Consider the following 14,965-nt stretch of genomic DNA (forward strand, 5'->3'; position numbering starts at 1 on the left):
ATCACTCCTCTGTTGCGCATTCCGGTGATCGATCGGCGCTATTGCAGGGGTTGCGCCTTGGCGGGATCCCAGGTCGCCAGCACGCGATCGCCCGGACGGAACGGGTGGACGTCGAAGGTGGCTTCGGGAACGTGGGAGAACAGGGCCGTGCCGTCGTCGAGCGTGAGCGAGACCGCGATGTAGGCGCCCTGGTACTCGGTCTGGGTCAACAAGGCCGGTGCGCCGAACGTGCCGTCGGCGAACGGCACGATGCCGAGCTGATCGGCGCGGACGGCGATGAGCTTGCCGGAGTCGCTGAGGACATTGTGGCCGCCGATGAAGCGCGCCACGAATTCGGTGCGGGGATGATGGAAGATGTCGCGCGCCGTGCCCTGCTGCTCGATCCGGCCCTGGTTCATCACCACGATGTGGTCGGCGAGGGCCATCGCCTCTTCCTGGCCGTGGGTGACCTGGATGAAGCTGATACCGAGCTCGCGCTGCAGCCGCTTCAGCTCGCCGCGCATCTTGATGCGCAGGAACGGATCCAGCGCGGAGAGCGGCTCGTCGAGCAGGAGGATCTGCGGCTCGGTGATCAGCGCGCGGGCGAGCGCCACGCGCTGCTGCTGGCCGCCGGAAAGCTGCGCCGGGAGACGGCCCGCATATTGGCTCATCGCGACCAGCTCGAGCAATTCGCCGGCGCGCTTGTGCCGCGTCGGCTTGTCGATGCCGCGCATCTTCAAGGCGAACGCGACATTGTCGAGCACGCTGAGGTGCGGAAACAGCGCGTAGGACTGAAACATCATCGCCGTGCCGCGCTTGGCCGGCTCGAGGTCGGTGACGTTCTGCGCGCCGAGGATGATGTCGCCCTCGCTGACCGCCTCGTGGCCGGCGATCATGCGCAGGGTCGACGTCTTGCCGCAGCCGGAGGGGCCGAGCAGGCAGCAATAGGTGCCTGCCGGGATCTTCAGGTTGACGTTGTCGACCGCCAGCGTGGTGTCGTAGCGCTTGGTGACGGCGACCAGTTCGAGAGCGGCGGGAGTGGCCATGGCGTGTCCGAGCAGGGGCGATGCGCCTCTCTCCGCAAGCTCCGTGCCAAGCGCCTTCAGCCAACCGATTTCAGAGAACTGTGCAGTGGAGTCAGATCGTTAGGTCAATTCCGACCCCGGCTGGCTGGCCGACGCCGGTGCTCCTCTCTGCACACAAAACGGGCGCAGATTGTATAAAGTTTCGCCTGTGATTGGATACAGCTCGTCGACTACCATTTGGCCGAACGTCGCCGATCGAGCCCTCACACCAATGGCTGCCAAGACCCGCCCGAAATCCGATGCGCCAGATGCGAGCGATCGCGTCAGCCGTATCCGGGAGGGCGTGACCGCCGCGATCCTCGAACATCGCCTGCTGCCGGGCACGAAGCTCGGCGAGGACGAGATCGGCGATATCTACGGCGCGAGCCGCACGCTGGTGCGCACCGCGCTGCAGCAGCTCGCGCATGAGGGCATCGTCAACATCGAGAAGAACCGCGGTGCCTTCGTCGCGCGGCCGACGCCTGCCGACGCTCGCGAAGTGTTCGAGGCGCGGCGCCTGATCGAGCCCGCCATCGTCGATCACGCGATCGATGCGGCGTCTCCGGCCTGGATCAATCGCCTGCAGCGCCATCTCACCGAGGAGCGCGAGGCGGAGCTGCGCGGCGATGCGCGCGCCTCGGTGCGGCTCTCCGGCGAGTTTCATCGTCTCGTCGCCGAGATGAGCGGCCACAGCATCTATCTCGGCTTCCTCAAGGAGCTGATCGCGCGCTCCTCGCTCATCATCCTGCTCTACCGCCGCCACGACACGCCGGCTTGCGGCACCGATCATCACGCCGGGATCGTCGAGGCGATCGGCCGGCGCGATGGCGAGGCCGCGTGCGCGCTGATGTTGTCGCATCTGCAGGAGATCGAGGCCGAACTGTTCCTGAAAGAGCTCGACGCCGCGGATCGGCGGCTCGCCGACGTGCTGGGCGCCTGAGCGGTTCTGATACTAAAGCGTGATCCGGAAAGGTGCGCAGCGGCTTTCCGAAAAGATCATGCTTGAACGACAACCTGAAGCGCGATCACGATTCATCTTAATCGCATCGCGCTTTAGCGGCGCGCAGATGCCTTCGCCGGGTTTCGCCGCGTCTGCTTCACCGCCGCGGGACGTCGCTCATAGGCCGCGAGAAACACGTTGATGCCATTCTCGATCAGCGCGCGATGGCGGGCCGGGCTCGGCGTCTTCATCGAGAGGGTCCATTTCAGGATCTCCTTGCCTTGGATCAGGCTGAGAAACTGCGTCGCCGCCATGGCGACGTCGGGAACGTCGACAAGGCCCTGCGCCTGCGCTGCACGCAGGAAGGCGGCCACTTCGGCGTCGCAGCGGTCCGGTCCGGACTTCATGAAAACCTCCGCCACGCGCGGATAACGCGAGGCGCAGGACATCACGAGTCTGTGCACGGCAAGCCCGCGCTGGTCGAGAAAGGCTTCGAGGAACGTCGTGCCAATGGCGTGGAGTTCTGCCCTGAGATCGATCTTGCCGCCATGGTCGCGCCATAGCGTCTTCGGCCCGAAGCGCTTGCACTCCTCATTCACGAGCGCGAGCAGCAGATCGTCCTTGTCGTCGAAATGAACGTAGAGCGTAGCCTTCGAGACCCCGGCCTCGCGCGCGATCGCGTCCATGCTGGTGGCATCGAAACCCTGATCGAGAAAGAGAACGCGGGCGCTGTCGAGAATCTGGCTGTGCTTGGCCCTGGCGCGCGGCTTCTGACTTCTATCGGCCAGTCCTTTGGTCTCTCGCATCTGCGCCTTATGCACTGTCGTCGTCATTGACCCCTAACCCCACGGCTTGACTTTTGGTTCCAACCTGCAACATACAGCCTCCCGGACAAAAACTAAACGGTTTAGTTCTTTGACAGCTCCTCTTCCAGGCAGGCCCAGGCACGTCCCCGTCGTCGCAGCAGGGTGGCGGCCGGCGCGGGCCTCGGCCTGGGCCGGCGTCTCGCTCTGCGGCGTTGTGCTGGCGTCCTGTGCCGTCGGACCGGACTTCGTGTCGCCGGCCGGACCGGCCGTGAACGGCTACACACGCGAGCAGCGCCCGGCCGCCACCACGAGTGCGCCGGTGACCGGCGGCAATTCGCAGGGCTTCGAAACAGGCAGGGACATTCCCGGCGCCTGGTGGGCGCTGTTCAGGTCGCGGCAACTCAACGCCTTTGTCGAGGAAGCCATCCGCAATCATCCCGACGTGCAGGCGGCGCAGTTCGTCTTGCGCTATGCGCGGGAGAATGCGCTGGCGCAACAGGGCAGCCTGTTTCCGCAAGTGTCCGGTAGCGCCGCGGCGGAGCGCGACCGGACGAGCACGTCGCAGTCGGGGGTGTGGCCGGCGCAAGGTTCGACCTACACGCTCTACAACGCTTCCGTCAGCGTGTCCTACGCGCTCGACATCTGGGGCGGCACGCGGCGTCAGGTCGAGGCGCTGCAAGCCCAGGCCGACTATCAGGGCTTCAAGCTCGAAGCGACCTATCTCGCGCTGACCGCCAACGTGGTGACGGCCGCGATCACGGATGCCTCGCTCCGCGATCAAATCCTTGCGACCGAGGAGATCATCAAGGCGGAGTCGGATCAGCTGGCGCGCATCCAGCGCCAGTTCGACATCGGTGCGATCTCGAAATCCGACCTGCTGTCGCAAGAGGCGACGCTGGCGCAAGCCAAGGCGACGCTGGCTCCTCTGCAGAAGCAGCTGGCGCAACAGCGCAACCAGTTGATGGCCTATCTCGGCCGGCTGCCGAGTCAGGACCGCGGCGAGCATGTGCGGCTGGCCGATCTGCGCCTGCCCGGCCGGCTGCCATTGTCGCTGCCCTCGACGCTGGTGCGGCAGCGGCCGGACATTCGTCAGGCCGAGGCGACCTTGCATCAGGCGACCGCGACCGTCGGTGTCGGCATCGCCAACCTGCTGCCGCAACTCACGCTCTCGGGCAGCTACGGCGCCACCAGCCCCGAGCGGCTGTTCTCGCCCGAGACGATCGTCTGGAGTGCCGCTTCCAGCGTCAGCCAGAAGATCTTCGACGGCGGAACGCTGTACCACACCAAGGAAGCCGACGTGGCGGCGTTCGAGCAGGATCTCGCGCTCTACAAGAGCACGGTGGTGACCGCGTTCCAGAACGTGGCCGATTCCCTGCGCGCCATCCAGTACGACGCCGCGACGCTGAAGGCGCAGACCGCCGCCGAGAAGGCGACGGCCGACAGCCTCGCGATGGCGGTCGAGCAGTTCAAGACCGGCGCCGTTCCGTACGCCAACATCATCAACGCCCAGCAATCCTACCTCAACGCACGGGTGTCGCGCGTCAAGGCGCAGGCGACCCGCTTTACCGACACCGCCGCGCTGTTTCAGGCGCTCGGCGGCGGCTGGTGGAATCGCGTGGATGAAACGCCGGACGCGCTGCCGCGCGCCAATGCCGGGTACTTCGCCGGCGTCGACAAGAAGACCGAGGACGCGTTGCGATGATCAAGCGGATGACAATCATGCTGTGCGGGATGGCGATCCTGTTCGGCGGCCTCTATGGATTCCAGACCTTCAAGGAGGTCATGATCAGGCGGGCCATCGGCGCGTTGGCCAATCCGCCGCAGACCGTCTCCACCGCGGTTGCCGCGAACGCGCCCTGGCAGTCCAGCCTGAGCGCGGTCGGCTCGCTGCGCGCCGTCAACGGCGCCGACCTCGCGCTCCAGGTCGCCGGCATCGTGCAGAGCATCGAGTTCTCCTCGGGTGACAGCGTCACGGCTGGACAGACCCTGCTGTCGCTGGTGGCGACCGACGACCTCGCCAAGCTGCGTTCACTGCAGGCGACGGCGGAGAACTACGCGATCGTGCTCAAGCGCGACGAGGAGCAGATCAAGTTCAACGCGGTGAGCCAGGCGACGGTCGACAGCGACAGGGCCAACCTGAAGAACGCACAGGCCTTGGTGGAGCAGCAGAAGGCCCTGCTCGAGCAGAAGACGCTGAAGGCGCCGTTCTCCGGGCGCCTCGGTATCCGCGCCGTCGATCTCGGCCAGTATCTCTCCGCCGGCACCAGCATCGTCACGCTGCAGAGTCTCGATCCGATCTATGTCGACTTCTACCTGCCGCAGCAGGCGCTGGCCTCGATCCGCATCGGGCAGGACGTGTCGGTCGCAGTCGATGCGTTTCCGGCCGAGCGCTTCACCGGGCAGATCACGGCAATCAACGCCAAGGTGGATTCGAGCAGCCGCAACGTCCAGGTTCGCGCCACCTTGCGCAACGCCGAGGCCCGGCTGCTGCCGGGCATGTTCGCAAAGGTCGAGATCGCCGTCGGCAAGCCCGAACAGGTCGTTACCCTCCCGCTCACCGCGATCGTGAACAATTCCTACGGCGACCTGGTCTACCTCGTCGACGATCTCCATGACGGACAGGGCACCGCGCGGCAGATGTTCGTCAAGACGAGGCCCCCGAAAGGCGACCGCGTCGCGGTCAACGATGGGATCAAGCCGGGCGAGACGGTGGTCATCGCCGGCCAGCTGAAGCTGCGCAACGGCAGCCCGGTCAAGATCGACAATTCACACGTGCCGCAGGCCGAGGCCGCGCCGAACATCGTCGACCAGTAGGCTTCGCGACGGCGCGAGGATACCGCAGCAACGAGTGGCGACCAACGAGTTCAGGACAAGATGCGCTTCACCGATATCTTCATCCGCCGGCCGGTGCTGGCGCTCGTGGTCAGCGCGCTGATCCTCGTGCTCGGCCTGCGCTCGATGGCGACGCTGTCGATTCTGCAATACCCGCGCACGCAGAACGCCATCGTCACGGTGAGCACCGCCTATGCCGGCGCGGATTCCGACATCATCGCCGGCTTCATCACGACGCCGCTCGAAAACGCCATCGCCCAGGCCAACGGCATCGACTACATGACCTCGAGCAGCGTCACCGGCTCCAGCACCATCACGGTCAATCTGCGGCTGAACTACGATTCCGGCAAGGCGATGACGGAGATCAACGCCAAGGTCAATTCGGTCCTCAACCAGTTTCCGAGCGGCACGCAACAGCCTACGCTGACGCTCAAGGTGGGTCAGACCATCGACGCCATGTACATCGGCTTTGCCAGCGACGTGCTGGCGCCGAACCAGATTACCGACTATCTGACGCGCGTGGTGCAGCCGCGCCTTCAGGCCGTCGCCGGCGTGCAGACGGCCGAATTGCTGGGCGCCAAGAAGTTTGCGCTCCGGGCCTGGCTCGATCCCGACAAGCTGGCGGCTTACGGCCTCACCGCAAGCGAGGTATCGACCGCGCTGTCGGGCAACGACTACATCTCCGGCCTCGGCACGACCAAGGGCCGGCTCGTGCAGGTCGACCTTGCTGCCTCGACCAACCTCCATTCGCTGGAGCAGTACCGCAACCTCGTGGTCAAGACCGTCAACGGCGCCATCATCCGCCTGCGCGACGTCGCCAACGTGACGCTCGGCAACGACGATTACGACAGCGAAACGAAATTCAACGGCAAGACGGCTGTCTATATCGGCATCCAGACGGCCCCGACCGCCAATCTGCTCGACGTCATCAACGGTGTGAAGGCGGTACTGCCCGACATCAAGGCGCAGCTTCCGAACGGTCTGGTCGGCGAGGTGCTCTACGACTCCACCGACTTCGTCAACTCCTCGATCGACGAGGTCGTCCACTCGCTGGTGGAAGCGGTGCTGATCGTGATCGTGGTGGTGTTCCTGTTCCTGGGCTCGTGGAGATCGGTCCTGATCCCGGTCATCGCGATCCCGCTGTCGCTGATCGGCACGTTCGGGCTGATGCTGCTGATGGGCTTCTCCATCAATCTGCTGACCCTGCTTGCACTCGTGCTCGCCATCGGGCTCGTGGTGGATGACGCCATCATCGTCGTGGAGAGCGTGCACCGGCTGATCGACGAAGGCGTCGCGCCGGTCGAGGCCGCGATCCAGTCCGCACGCGCGCTGGCAAGCCCGATCATCGCCATGACCGTGGTTCTGATCGCGGTCTACGTGCCCGTGGGATTCCAGGGCGGCCTCACCGGCGCGCTGTTCACCGAGTTCGCCTTCACGCTCGCAGGCGCGGTCACGGTATCGGCGGTGATCGCGCTGACGCTGTCGCCGATGAACTGCGCCTGGCTATTGCGCAAGACCGAGCGCGATGCGACGAACTGGGAGGCGCGCTTGGTCGGGACGATCGACCACGTGCTGGAGTGGCTCTCAGGCGCCTATCGCCGCCGGCTGGAGGCCGTCTTTGCGATGAAGCCAGTCGTGGCCGTGTTCGCGCTGCTGCTGCTGGCCGGCATTCCCTGGCTCTACGCGACCTCGACCAGCGAGCTCGCGCCCGACGAGGACCAGGGTGTCGTGCTCTCGCTGACGACGTCGGCACCCTCAGCGACACTTCAGCAGCGGCAATTCTACAGCCAGCAGGTCTACGATCTCGTGGCCAAGCGCCCGGAAACGAAGACCCTTTTCCAGATCGACACGCCCACCCAGGCGATTGGAGGCTGGGTGCTCAAGCCCTGGGACCAGCGCAGCCTGACCACGAAGACTCTCCAGCCGGATTTCCAGAACCTGCTCAACACCATCGCGGGCACGCGCTCGGTCGCCTTCCAGCCGTCGCCGCTGCCCGGCAGCAACGGCCTTCCGATCCAGTTCGTGATCGGTACGACCGGTTCCTACAACGAACTCGACCAGGTCTCGCGCAACTTCATGGTGCAGGCGCTGAAGAGCGGCCAATTCATCTTCCTCGATACCGACCTGAAAATCGACAGGCCCCAGACGCTGGTCTCCTTCGACCGCGACAAGGCCGGTGATCTCGGCCTCAAGATGAGTGATCTCGGCGGTGCGCTCGCGACCATGCTCGGGGGGAACTACCTCGATTATTTCAGCCTGGACGGCCGATCTTACAAGGTGATTCCTCAGGCCAAGCAGAACGATCGGCTGACGGCAGACCAGCTGCTCGGCTACTACATCAAGGCGAGCGACAATTCGATGGTGCCGCTGTCGACCGTCGCCCATCTGGAGAACAGGACCGTTCCGCAGTCGCGCAACCATTTCCAGCAGATCAATGCGGCGACGATCTCGGGCGTTGCGATGCCGACGGTGTCGATGGGCAGCGCGCTTGCCACGCTCAAGGATCTCGCGAAAACCCTGCCGGCCGGCTACACGGTGGATTTCGGCGGCGCCTCGCGGCAGCTCGAGCAGGAGTCGGGCGGCTTCGTCACGACGTTCGCTTTCGCCGTCATCATCATCTTCCTGGCGCTCGCCGCGCTGTTCAACAGCTTCCTCGATCCCATCGTCATCCTGGTGTCGGTGCCGATGTCGCTGGCCGGCGCCCTGATCTTCATCAGCCTCGGCATCGGCGGCGCGAGCCTCAACATCTACACCCAGGTCGGGCTGCTCACCCTGATGGGCCTCGTCAGCAAGCACGGCATCCTGATGGTCGAGGTGGCCAACGAACTGCGCCTCGAGGGCAAGGCGGCGACGGACGCGATCATCGAGGCCGCGGCGATCCGGCTGCGGCCGATCCTGATGACGACCGCGGCGATGGTGCTCGGCGTCGTTCCGCTGATCACCGCGAGCGGCGCGGGCGCGGTGTCGCGTTACAATATGGGCCTCGTGATCGCGACCGGGCTGTCGATCGGCACGCTGTTCACGCTGTTCGTGGTGCCGGTCGCCTATGCCTTGATCGCGCGGCCAGCGGCGGCTCCGGCTGCCGCCGAGACAGCGCCGGCATAGCCCAAAAAGTTGCGCCCAGCCATTGGGGGATGGCTGGGCGCGCGCGAACCGGTCTGGGACGGGGAGGGGTGGGGATGTGACCGGGCCGCGTAACTCGTTGTCTCGTTCCTACTGATCCTTCGCGCTGGCGGTGGAGACCGCCGGCTTGGTATCGCCGAGCGAGACCCAGACGTTGGGATCGCTCTGCGACTGGCGCTTGACGAAGCGGTAGCCGGTCTCCGTCCAGGCAACGACGTTCTCGTTCTGATTGTCGAGAACGAACTCGCCCTTGTCGGTCTTCACCGTCAGCACCGCGTGGCCTTCGCCCTTCTTGTCGCGCACGACGGTGATCAGCAGGGCCTGGCGCGGCCATCCGGCGTCGATCAGCATCTTGCGCTTCAACAGCACGTAGTCTTCACAGTCGCCGTAGCCGTCTGATGGCAGCGACCACTTCTCGATCACGCCCCAGTGCTCCTGGTCGGTCAAAGGCTTGACGGTCTCGTTGACCCAGCGATTGACCTTGACGAGGTCGCGCCATGCGGCCTGCGACATCACGATGTCGCGCGGCTGCATCGCTGCGCCCTGGCATTGGGCGGCGTTGTCCGCGCAGAACTCGACCCAGCCGATCGGCGCACGCGTGGTGTCGCCGAGGCTCGCGTAGAGCAGACGGCTTTCGCCGGCCTGCGCCGCCGCGCTGATCCCGAAGAGCATGGCGACCAGCGCCAGCCTCTTCCCCTGTCCCCTGAAGTCAAACATTGCGGTCCCCGTTTCTTGTTGGGACCACATTTCGCACGGAGCTTTTGAGTTGCCGCTAAGTCAGTCAAGTCAAGTCGAGACGAATGCAAGTAAAAGGCGCGGCGAATTCGATCTATACTTGAATTGAATTCGAATAAAATTTGATATGACTGCAATCGATTCAAATTTTACCGATTAACTTGGAAACGCTGGCAGAACCGGCGTTCGCGCCGCTCCGCGACCGACGCGTTAACCGCAAGGCGGCCGCCGCGGGACGCGAAAAAGGCGGCGTCCGTATCCCGGAGGCCGCCTTCCAGCTTGGAAATAATGAGGTTTTCGCGTCCGCGCGCTTTACCGCGCGGTAACGCTCTCTTCGAGAGTCTCGATCGGCTGCTCGTGCAGGAACTCCAGCGCGAAGCCGTCTTCGAGGTTTCGGACCACGCGGCCCTGGACCCGGCCGAGCAGAACCGTCGATTTCAGGGGCGGGCGGTTCTCCGCGGCGATCGCGGCGCCCGACAGAGAGAGGTCGATGATGCGGCACGTCATCTTGGTGCCGTCCTCAAGCGTCAGCACCGCGATGGGGTTGCGCGGCACGATACGGTCGTGGCGGCGGTCCTCCGGCAGATTGAGGATGTCGCGATTGGCGAGCCAGGTCAGCTGGGCCGCGAGCTTGTCGCGCTTCCTCGGTGTCGCGCCGATCGTCATGGCGAAGCCGTTGTCGATGATGCGGGTAATCTTGCCCTCGACGCGGCCGATATGATCGAGATAGGCGACGACGCGGTCGCCGACATTGCCGATGCCGGGCGCGAGCAAAGCGAGGCCGCCCGGCGACATGTTGATCACCTGGCAGGGAAATTCCCGTCGGTCCGGCAGCATGTAACGGCCGAGCAGGTGCACCTTCACCCGCTGGAAGCGCCTGCGCTCCTCGGCGGCCGGAAGAAATTTTTTGTTCGCCAACGCCATTTTCAACACCCGACCCCCCGCCCGGGCGGAGTCCGGGACGACCCTAAGGTGCGTAGGGTTAATGTCGCGTTAGGATTGGGCGCGGCGGCAACGGACAGACACGATGCGCTCGAAAAGCCACATCAGGGGCGGGCACGCCAGCACTGTCAGCGCGCCGAGGTCGAGCGCGACCGCGGCGGTCCCGGCCGATTTGGCGAGCCGCCCAGCCACCGCCGGCCCCAGCATCATGGTCGCATAGAAGAGGGTGTAGAACACGCCCATCCCGATCGCCCTGGTGTCCGGGGCGAGCACGCGGGCGGCGAGGCTCATGATCGGGCCGGCCGGATGGCCTCCGATCAGGCCGATCAGGATCAGGATGGTGATCACCGCGTCCGATCGCGGCAGCCAGGCCAGCAGTCCTGCCACGATGAGGCTGGCCCCGATCGCCAATATAAAGGGTCGCTTGAAGCGGTCGGCGAGATAGCCGCCTGCTGGCACAGAGATCACCGACAGCCACATCACGAGGCTGATCGCCGAGCCCGCCGCGGCGATGCTCCAGCCGCGCTCGGCCAATAGCGTCGGGCCGAACGAGAAGATCATGGCGAAGCCGACATTATAGAGGCCCCAGATGAGCCCTGCGACGATCACCGCCAGCAGCGCCAGCGGATCGAGCCGGCCCGAGCCGGCAGCGCCGGCGCCGGCTCCCGGCGGCGGCTGGTAGAACGTGATCAGCAGAATGCCGATCGCGGTCAGTGCGCCCACGGACAGGAATACGGCGCCCGCACCATGAGCGGTGCCGATCGCCGGCAGCACCAGCAGCGAGATCGCGACGCCGGCCGGCCAGGAATTGACGAAGATCGCCATCGCGGTGGCGATCTCCTTGCCCGCGAACCAGTCCGCGGCCATCTTGGTGAGCTGCACCGTCAGCAGCACGCCGCCGGCGCCGGAGGCGAGCCGGCCCGCCATCTGCCAGCCCCAGATGTCGGTGGTAGCCATCACGAGGCTGCCTGCCGTCATCAGCAGCAGCGCGGCGATGGTGGTCGGCTTGTCGCCGAGCGTGCGGCCGATCGCGCCGCCCGGCAGCGCCAGCACGACGCCCGGCGTGAAATACAGCCCGATCAGGATGCCGATATCGGCAAGGCCGACGCCGAAGGTCTGTTGCAGCAGCGGGGCGACCGCCGCGACACTCTGGAACTGGAACGCGATGGTGAGGCGCACGACGAACAGGATCGCAAGAATGCCCCAGCGATTGCGCAATGCCCCATCTCCCAAAAGTCTTGAGCGTGCGGTGAGGGGACGCCGGAGTCAATCGGCTGTGTCGTAACGCTGCGCCCTCACGCCGCCTTCGCCGCGCGCTGATACAGCAGGCACAGCAGCGCCAGCAGCACGGCGGCCGAGAGCCCGAGCGACCAATGGATCCCGATCGCCGCGCCTGCTACCCCGACCGTGATGCCGCTGAAGGCCCGCATGCCGAGCCCGGCCATGTTGTAAAGGCCGACGACGCGGCCGCGGATGTCGTGCGGCGCGTTCAGTTGCACCAGCGCCTGCGCCATGGTGTTGAAGGAGAGCTCGAAGAAGCCTGCAAAGAACAGCAGCGCAATCGCGACCGGATAGACCGGCACCAGTGCGAAGCCGAGCAGCGCCACGCTCCACAGCATCGCCAGCGTGATTGCGGTGCGCGGGGTGCCCTTCAGCCGTCCCCAGGATTCCAGTGCGATGCCGGCCAGCAGCGCGCCGGCCGCATCCGCCGCGAGCAGCACGCTGTAGGAGACGCCGGGATCGCCATGGCCGAGATCGCCGGCATAGCCCGGCATCTGGGCGTGATAGGCGTTGCCGATCATGAAGGAGGTGAGGCCGGCAAGCCACGTCATCGCCGACAGCACGGGCTGGGTGTCGATCGTGCGGATGGTGAGCACGATGTCGGCAAGGCCGCGCACCGCGAAGCGACGCGCCGCCACGCTCTTGTCCCTGACCGGGGCCCAGAACAGCCAAAGCAGCATCGGCAGATAGAACAGCGTGTTGAAGATGATGCCGTGCGAGGGACCGAGCGTCAGCATGATGATGCCGCCGACTGCGGGTCCGACCAGGATGCCGAGATAGCGCGCCATCGCATTCAGCCGCACCGCGCTCGGCAGATCGGCCGGGCCGACGAGGTCGTAGAGCAGAAGCTGGTTCGGCGTCTGCCAGAGCACGCCGGCGCAGCCATGGATCACCAGGAGCAGCATCGCGTGCCACATCTGGATCGTATCGGTCAGGAAGAAGAAGCCCCATCCGGCGGAGGCGACGATGAACAGCAGCATGCCGCACTGGATGATGCGGCGCGGATCGAACCGGTCGGCGAGGCCACCGACCGCGACGGAGAACAGCAGGAACGGCAGCCAGTGCGACAGCACGGCAAACCCGCCCAGCGTCGGCGAATGGAATTTCTGGAACACCACCCAATAGCTGATCACATGCTCGATATTGTCCGCCATCATCGCCAGCACGTAAGAGGCGAACTGGAGACGGTAGGGCACGGACTTCATCGCCGCAAACGATCCGGATGCGGCCATGGGATTTTGGGGGAGGGGGTTCACGGGATGACCAGAGTGGGACTCTTGGCGCCTTACACGTTCGCTGGCGACGGCTCAAGACTTTGCACGTGGACGAAGACCAGCCATGCCCTGCATGGTAGCCGTGACTTCGTCGCGCTATCGACCGTGCTCCGGCGCCGCAAATCGCGACGGGCGGACGAGCGACGTCCCGAACCTGAGCTCTCCTCACGTCTTGCGGCGGGTCCAGCTTTCCTGGGGTTCGTCGGCCCATGTGGTTCCAAGACCAAGCATTGTGATCCAGGTCTCGGCCAGCTTGCCGCCTTCAATACGGTAGCTTTGCATGCCGGCGCGGCTGCGCTGCTCGCCGGTCGTGGGATCGGGCCAAACGAATGCAAATCGGAACCACGCGCGGTCAGTCGAGAAAGAATGGTCATACACCACGACGCGGATTCCGGGCCGGTCTCGGTGCACAGTCTGCAATTCCGCAGCATACTCGTCCCGCGTGACGGTCCGGTCGCCTCTTTCGTCATGACGGATGTAATGCGATCCTACGCAGTCCGGGATGAGGTCAAATCGCCCCTCATGCCAAACCCGCTCCCAGCGATCGAAGAGCGCGCGTATATTGTCAGTCATGGGCTCCCCGAAATGGAATTGGTGCGGCACTGCTTGCGTCGTTGCAAGTATCTTGCCGAAATGCGGGCGCTTGCAGCGCAATGAGGGTGCGCCGGTCACATAGGGCACTTCCGCCTTCGCTGGCTGAGCTATGATAGCTTCGCGATACGCCCGCACCACAAATCACAACAGACGGGCAGCGAGGAAACAGCCATGGAATCCATCCGCGTCTGCACCCACGCAGGGCCGGGCTCAGAGCCCGTCATCCGCACCGTGCCGTGGCCGAAGGTCGGCCGCAAGGGCGCGCTGATCAAGGTCGGCGCCTGCGGGGTCTGCGGCACCGATTTGCATATTCTGAAAGGGCATTGGCCGAAGCCGCTGCCGTGGCCGTTCACGCTCGGCCACGAACTCGGCGGTGTCATCGTCGAATGCGGCGATGAATTCTCCGAGGATTTCATGAGCAAGCCGCTGACCGTCGGCTCGAAGGTGATGATCCCGCCGCTGATGCCCTGCGGCCGCTGCTACTACTGCATCCATTATCCGCAAGTAGCCAACAAGTGCCTGACTCCGGTCTATTACGGCCGCTATCTCGGCTTCGACAAGGCGCCGCACCTGTGGGGCGGCTGGGCCGAATACGTCTATGTCGATCTCGACATGCTGCCGGGCACCAAGATCTACAAGCTGCCCGACGACATGTCGTTGCGGTTAGGTGCGCTATCCGAGCCGCTGACCTCCTGCATCCGCGCCTTCAATCGCGCGACCCGCGCCGGTGGTTTCAGCTGGGGTGACACGGTGGTGATCCAGGGCTCCGGCCCGATCGGTATCTTGGCGGTCGCGGCCGCAAAGGAAATGGGAGCAGGGCGCGTCATCTGCGTCGGCGCGCCGGAGGAGCCGCGGCTCAAGCTCGCGCGTGAGTTCGGTGCGGAAGCCACGGTGAATATCGAGGAGCTCAAGTCGCCGCAGCAGCGCGTCGATCGCGTGAGGAAAATCGTCGGCGGCTTCGGCGCCGATCTCGTGATGGACTGCTCGGGCCATCCCACCGCCGGCCCCGAAGGCATCGAGATGCTGCGCGACGGCGGCACCTATGTCGAGATGGGCCAGTTCACCGACGCCGGCTCGATCGACACCTCCTGGCACCGCATCTGCACCAAGGATCTCAACGTGCTGGGATCCTGGGGTTTTACCGGCAACGATCTGCCGCTCGGTGTGGACATGCTGTATCGGACGCGCGACAAATACCCGTGGCTGAAGATGCAGACGATCTATCCGTTTACGGAAGAGGGCGTCGGACAGGCGGTGAGGGATGCGATGGCGATGAAGACGGTGAAATCGACCATCGTGCCGTGGCCGGAACTGGTGGAGTGAAGACGTGTAGGGGCCTTGCTGATGATTCCCGCATCTCGCTTCGCTCATGCGGGCTACGCGTCGGAGTTTGGA

At 65.0% G+C, this 14,965-nt stretch carries 12 protein-coding genes; 5 read left to right on the forward strand and 7 right to left on the reverse strand.

Annotated features, from left to right (window positions below; genetic code table 11):
• Nucleotides 1-38: 38 nt before the first annotated feature.
• Nucleotides 39-1,025 carry an ABC transporter ATP-binding protein gene (locus tag AC1RQP_RS27605; RefSeq protein WP_492939602.1) on the reverse strand — a complete coding sequence of 329 codons (987 nt, stop codon included), beginning with the start codon at nucleotides 1,023-1,025 and terminating at the stop codon, nucleotides 39-41.
• A gap of 250 nt (nucleotides 1,026-1,275) precedes the next feature.
• Here AC1RQP_RS27605 and AC1RQP_RS27610 point away from each other — a divergent pair, with 250 nt between their 5' ends.
• The gene (locus AC1RQP_RS27610; protein ID WP_492939604.1) at nucleotides 1,276-1,983 is read left to right on the forward strand and encodes a GntR family transcriptional regulator; all 708 of its coding nucleotides are present in this window, start codon (nucleotides 1,276-1,278) and stop codon (nucleotides 1,981-1,983) included.
• Between the two features lie 113 nt (nucleotides 1,984-2,096).
• Here AC1RQP_RS27610 and AC1RQP_RS27615 read toward each other — a convergent pair whose 3' ends face one another.
• A complete protein-coding gene (locus AC1RQP_RS27615) occupies nucleotides 2,097-2,816 on the reverse strand; it encodes a TetR/AcrR family transcriptional regulator (RefSeq protein WP_492939606.1) in 720 nt (239 codons plus the stop codon).
• Nucleotides 2,817-2,898: 82 nt separating this feature from the next.
• On the opposite strand from AC1RQP_RS27615, the gene AC1RQP_RS27620 reads away from it, so the two are divergent.
• Genes AC1RQP_RS27620 through AC1RQP_RS27630 form a run of 3 tightly spaced genes read left to right on the forward strand, consistent with a single transcriptional unit; the run spans nucleotide 2,899 to nucleotide 8,726 of the window.
• Nucleotides 2,899-4,491 (forward strand): efflux transporter outer membrane subunit, encoded by a 1,593-nt coding sequence (locus AC1RQP_RS27620; RefSeq protein ID WP_492939608.1) that lies wholly within the window; start codon nucleotides 2,899-2,901, stop codon nucleotides 4,489-4,491.
• The gene (locus AC1RQP_RS27625) at nucleotides 4,488-5,603 is read left to right on the forward strand and encodes an efflux RND transporter periplasmic adaptor subunit (RefSeq protein WP_492939610.1); all 1,116 of its coding nucleotides are present in this window, start codon (nucleotides 4,488-4,490) and stop codon (nucleotides 5,601-5,603) included. The genes AC1RQP_RS27620 and AC1RQP_RS27625 overlap by 4 nt, the downstream gene beginning before the upstream one ends.
• Nucleotides 5,604-5,663: 60 nt before the next feature.
• A complete protein-coding gene (locus AC1RQP_RS27630) occupies nucleotides 5,664-8,726 on the forward strand; it encodes an efflux RND transporter permease subunit (RefSeq protein WP_492939612.1) in 3,063 nt (1,020 codons plus the stop codon).
• Between the two features lie 108 nt (nucleotides 8,727-8,834).
• Here the strand turns inward: AC1RQP_RS27630 and AC1RQP_RS27635 are convergent, their stop codons facing one another.
• The 5 genes from AC1RQP_RS27635 to AC1RQP_RS27655 all read right to left on the reverse strand — a co-directional run bounded on the left by AC1RQP_RS27635 (nucleotide 8,835) and on the right by AC1RQP_RS27655 (nucleotide 13,549).
• Entirely contained in the window at nucleotides 8,835-9,461 is a 627-nt protein-coding gene (locus tag AC1RQP_RS27635) for a transglutaminase-like cysteine peptidase (RefSeq protein WP_492939614.1), read from the reverse strand.
• A gap of 330 nt (nucleotides 9,462-9,791) precedes the next feature.
• Nucleotides 9,792-10,403: a PilZ domain-containing protein gene (locus AC1RQP_RS27640; RefSeq protein ID WP_024340745.1), complete on the reverse strand. Its 612-nt coding sequence runs from the start codon at nucleotides 10,401-10,403 to the stop codon at nucleotides 9,792-9,794.
• 69 nt (nucleotides 10,404-10,472) lie between these two features.
• Nucleotides 10,473-11,639 (reverse strand): MFS transporter, encoded by a 1,167-nt coding sequence (locus AC1RQP_RS27645; protein ID WP_239624640.1) that lies wholly within the window; start codon nucleotides 11,637-11,639, stop codon nucleotides 10,473-10,475.
• Between the two features lie 77 nt (nucleotides 11,640-11,716).
• Nucleotides 11,717-12,934 (reverse strand): MFS transporter, encoded by a 1,218-nt coding sequence (locus tag AC1RQP_RS27650; protein WP_492939616.1) that lies wholly within the window; start codon nucleotides 12,932-12,934, stop codon nucleotides 11,717-11,719.
• 207 nt (nucleotides 12,935-13,141) lie between these two features.
• Nucleotides 13,142-13,549 carry a nuclear transport factor 2 family protein gene (locus AC1RQP_RS27655; protein WP_492939618.1) on the reverse strand — a complete coding sequence of 136 codons (408 nt, stop codon included), beginning with the start codon at nucleotides 13,547-13,549 and terminating at the stop codon, nucleotides 13,142-13,144.
• 192 nt (nucleotides 13,550-13,741) lie between these two features.
• Between AC1RQP_RS27655 and AC1RQP_RS27660 the strand changes: the two genes are divergently transcribed.
• Nucleotides 13,742-14,893, forward strand: a complete 1,152-nt coding sequence (locus tag AC1RQP_RS27660) for a zinc-binding dehydrogenase (protein WP_239624634.1) — start codon at nucleotides 13,742-13,744, stop codon at nucleotides 14,891-14,893.
• Nucleotides 14,894-14,965 lie beyond the last annotated feature (72 nt).

The sequence above is a fragment of the Bradyrhizobium sp. GW821-FHT13H06 genome (genome assembly GCF_058803975.1).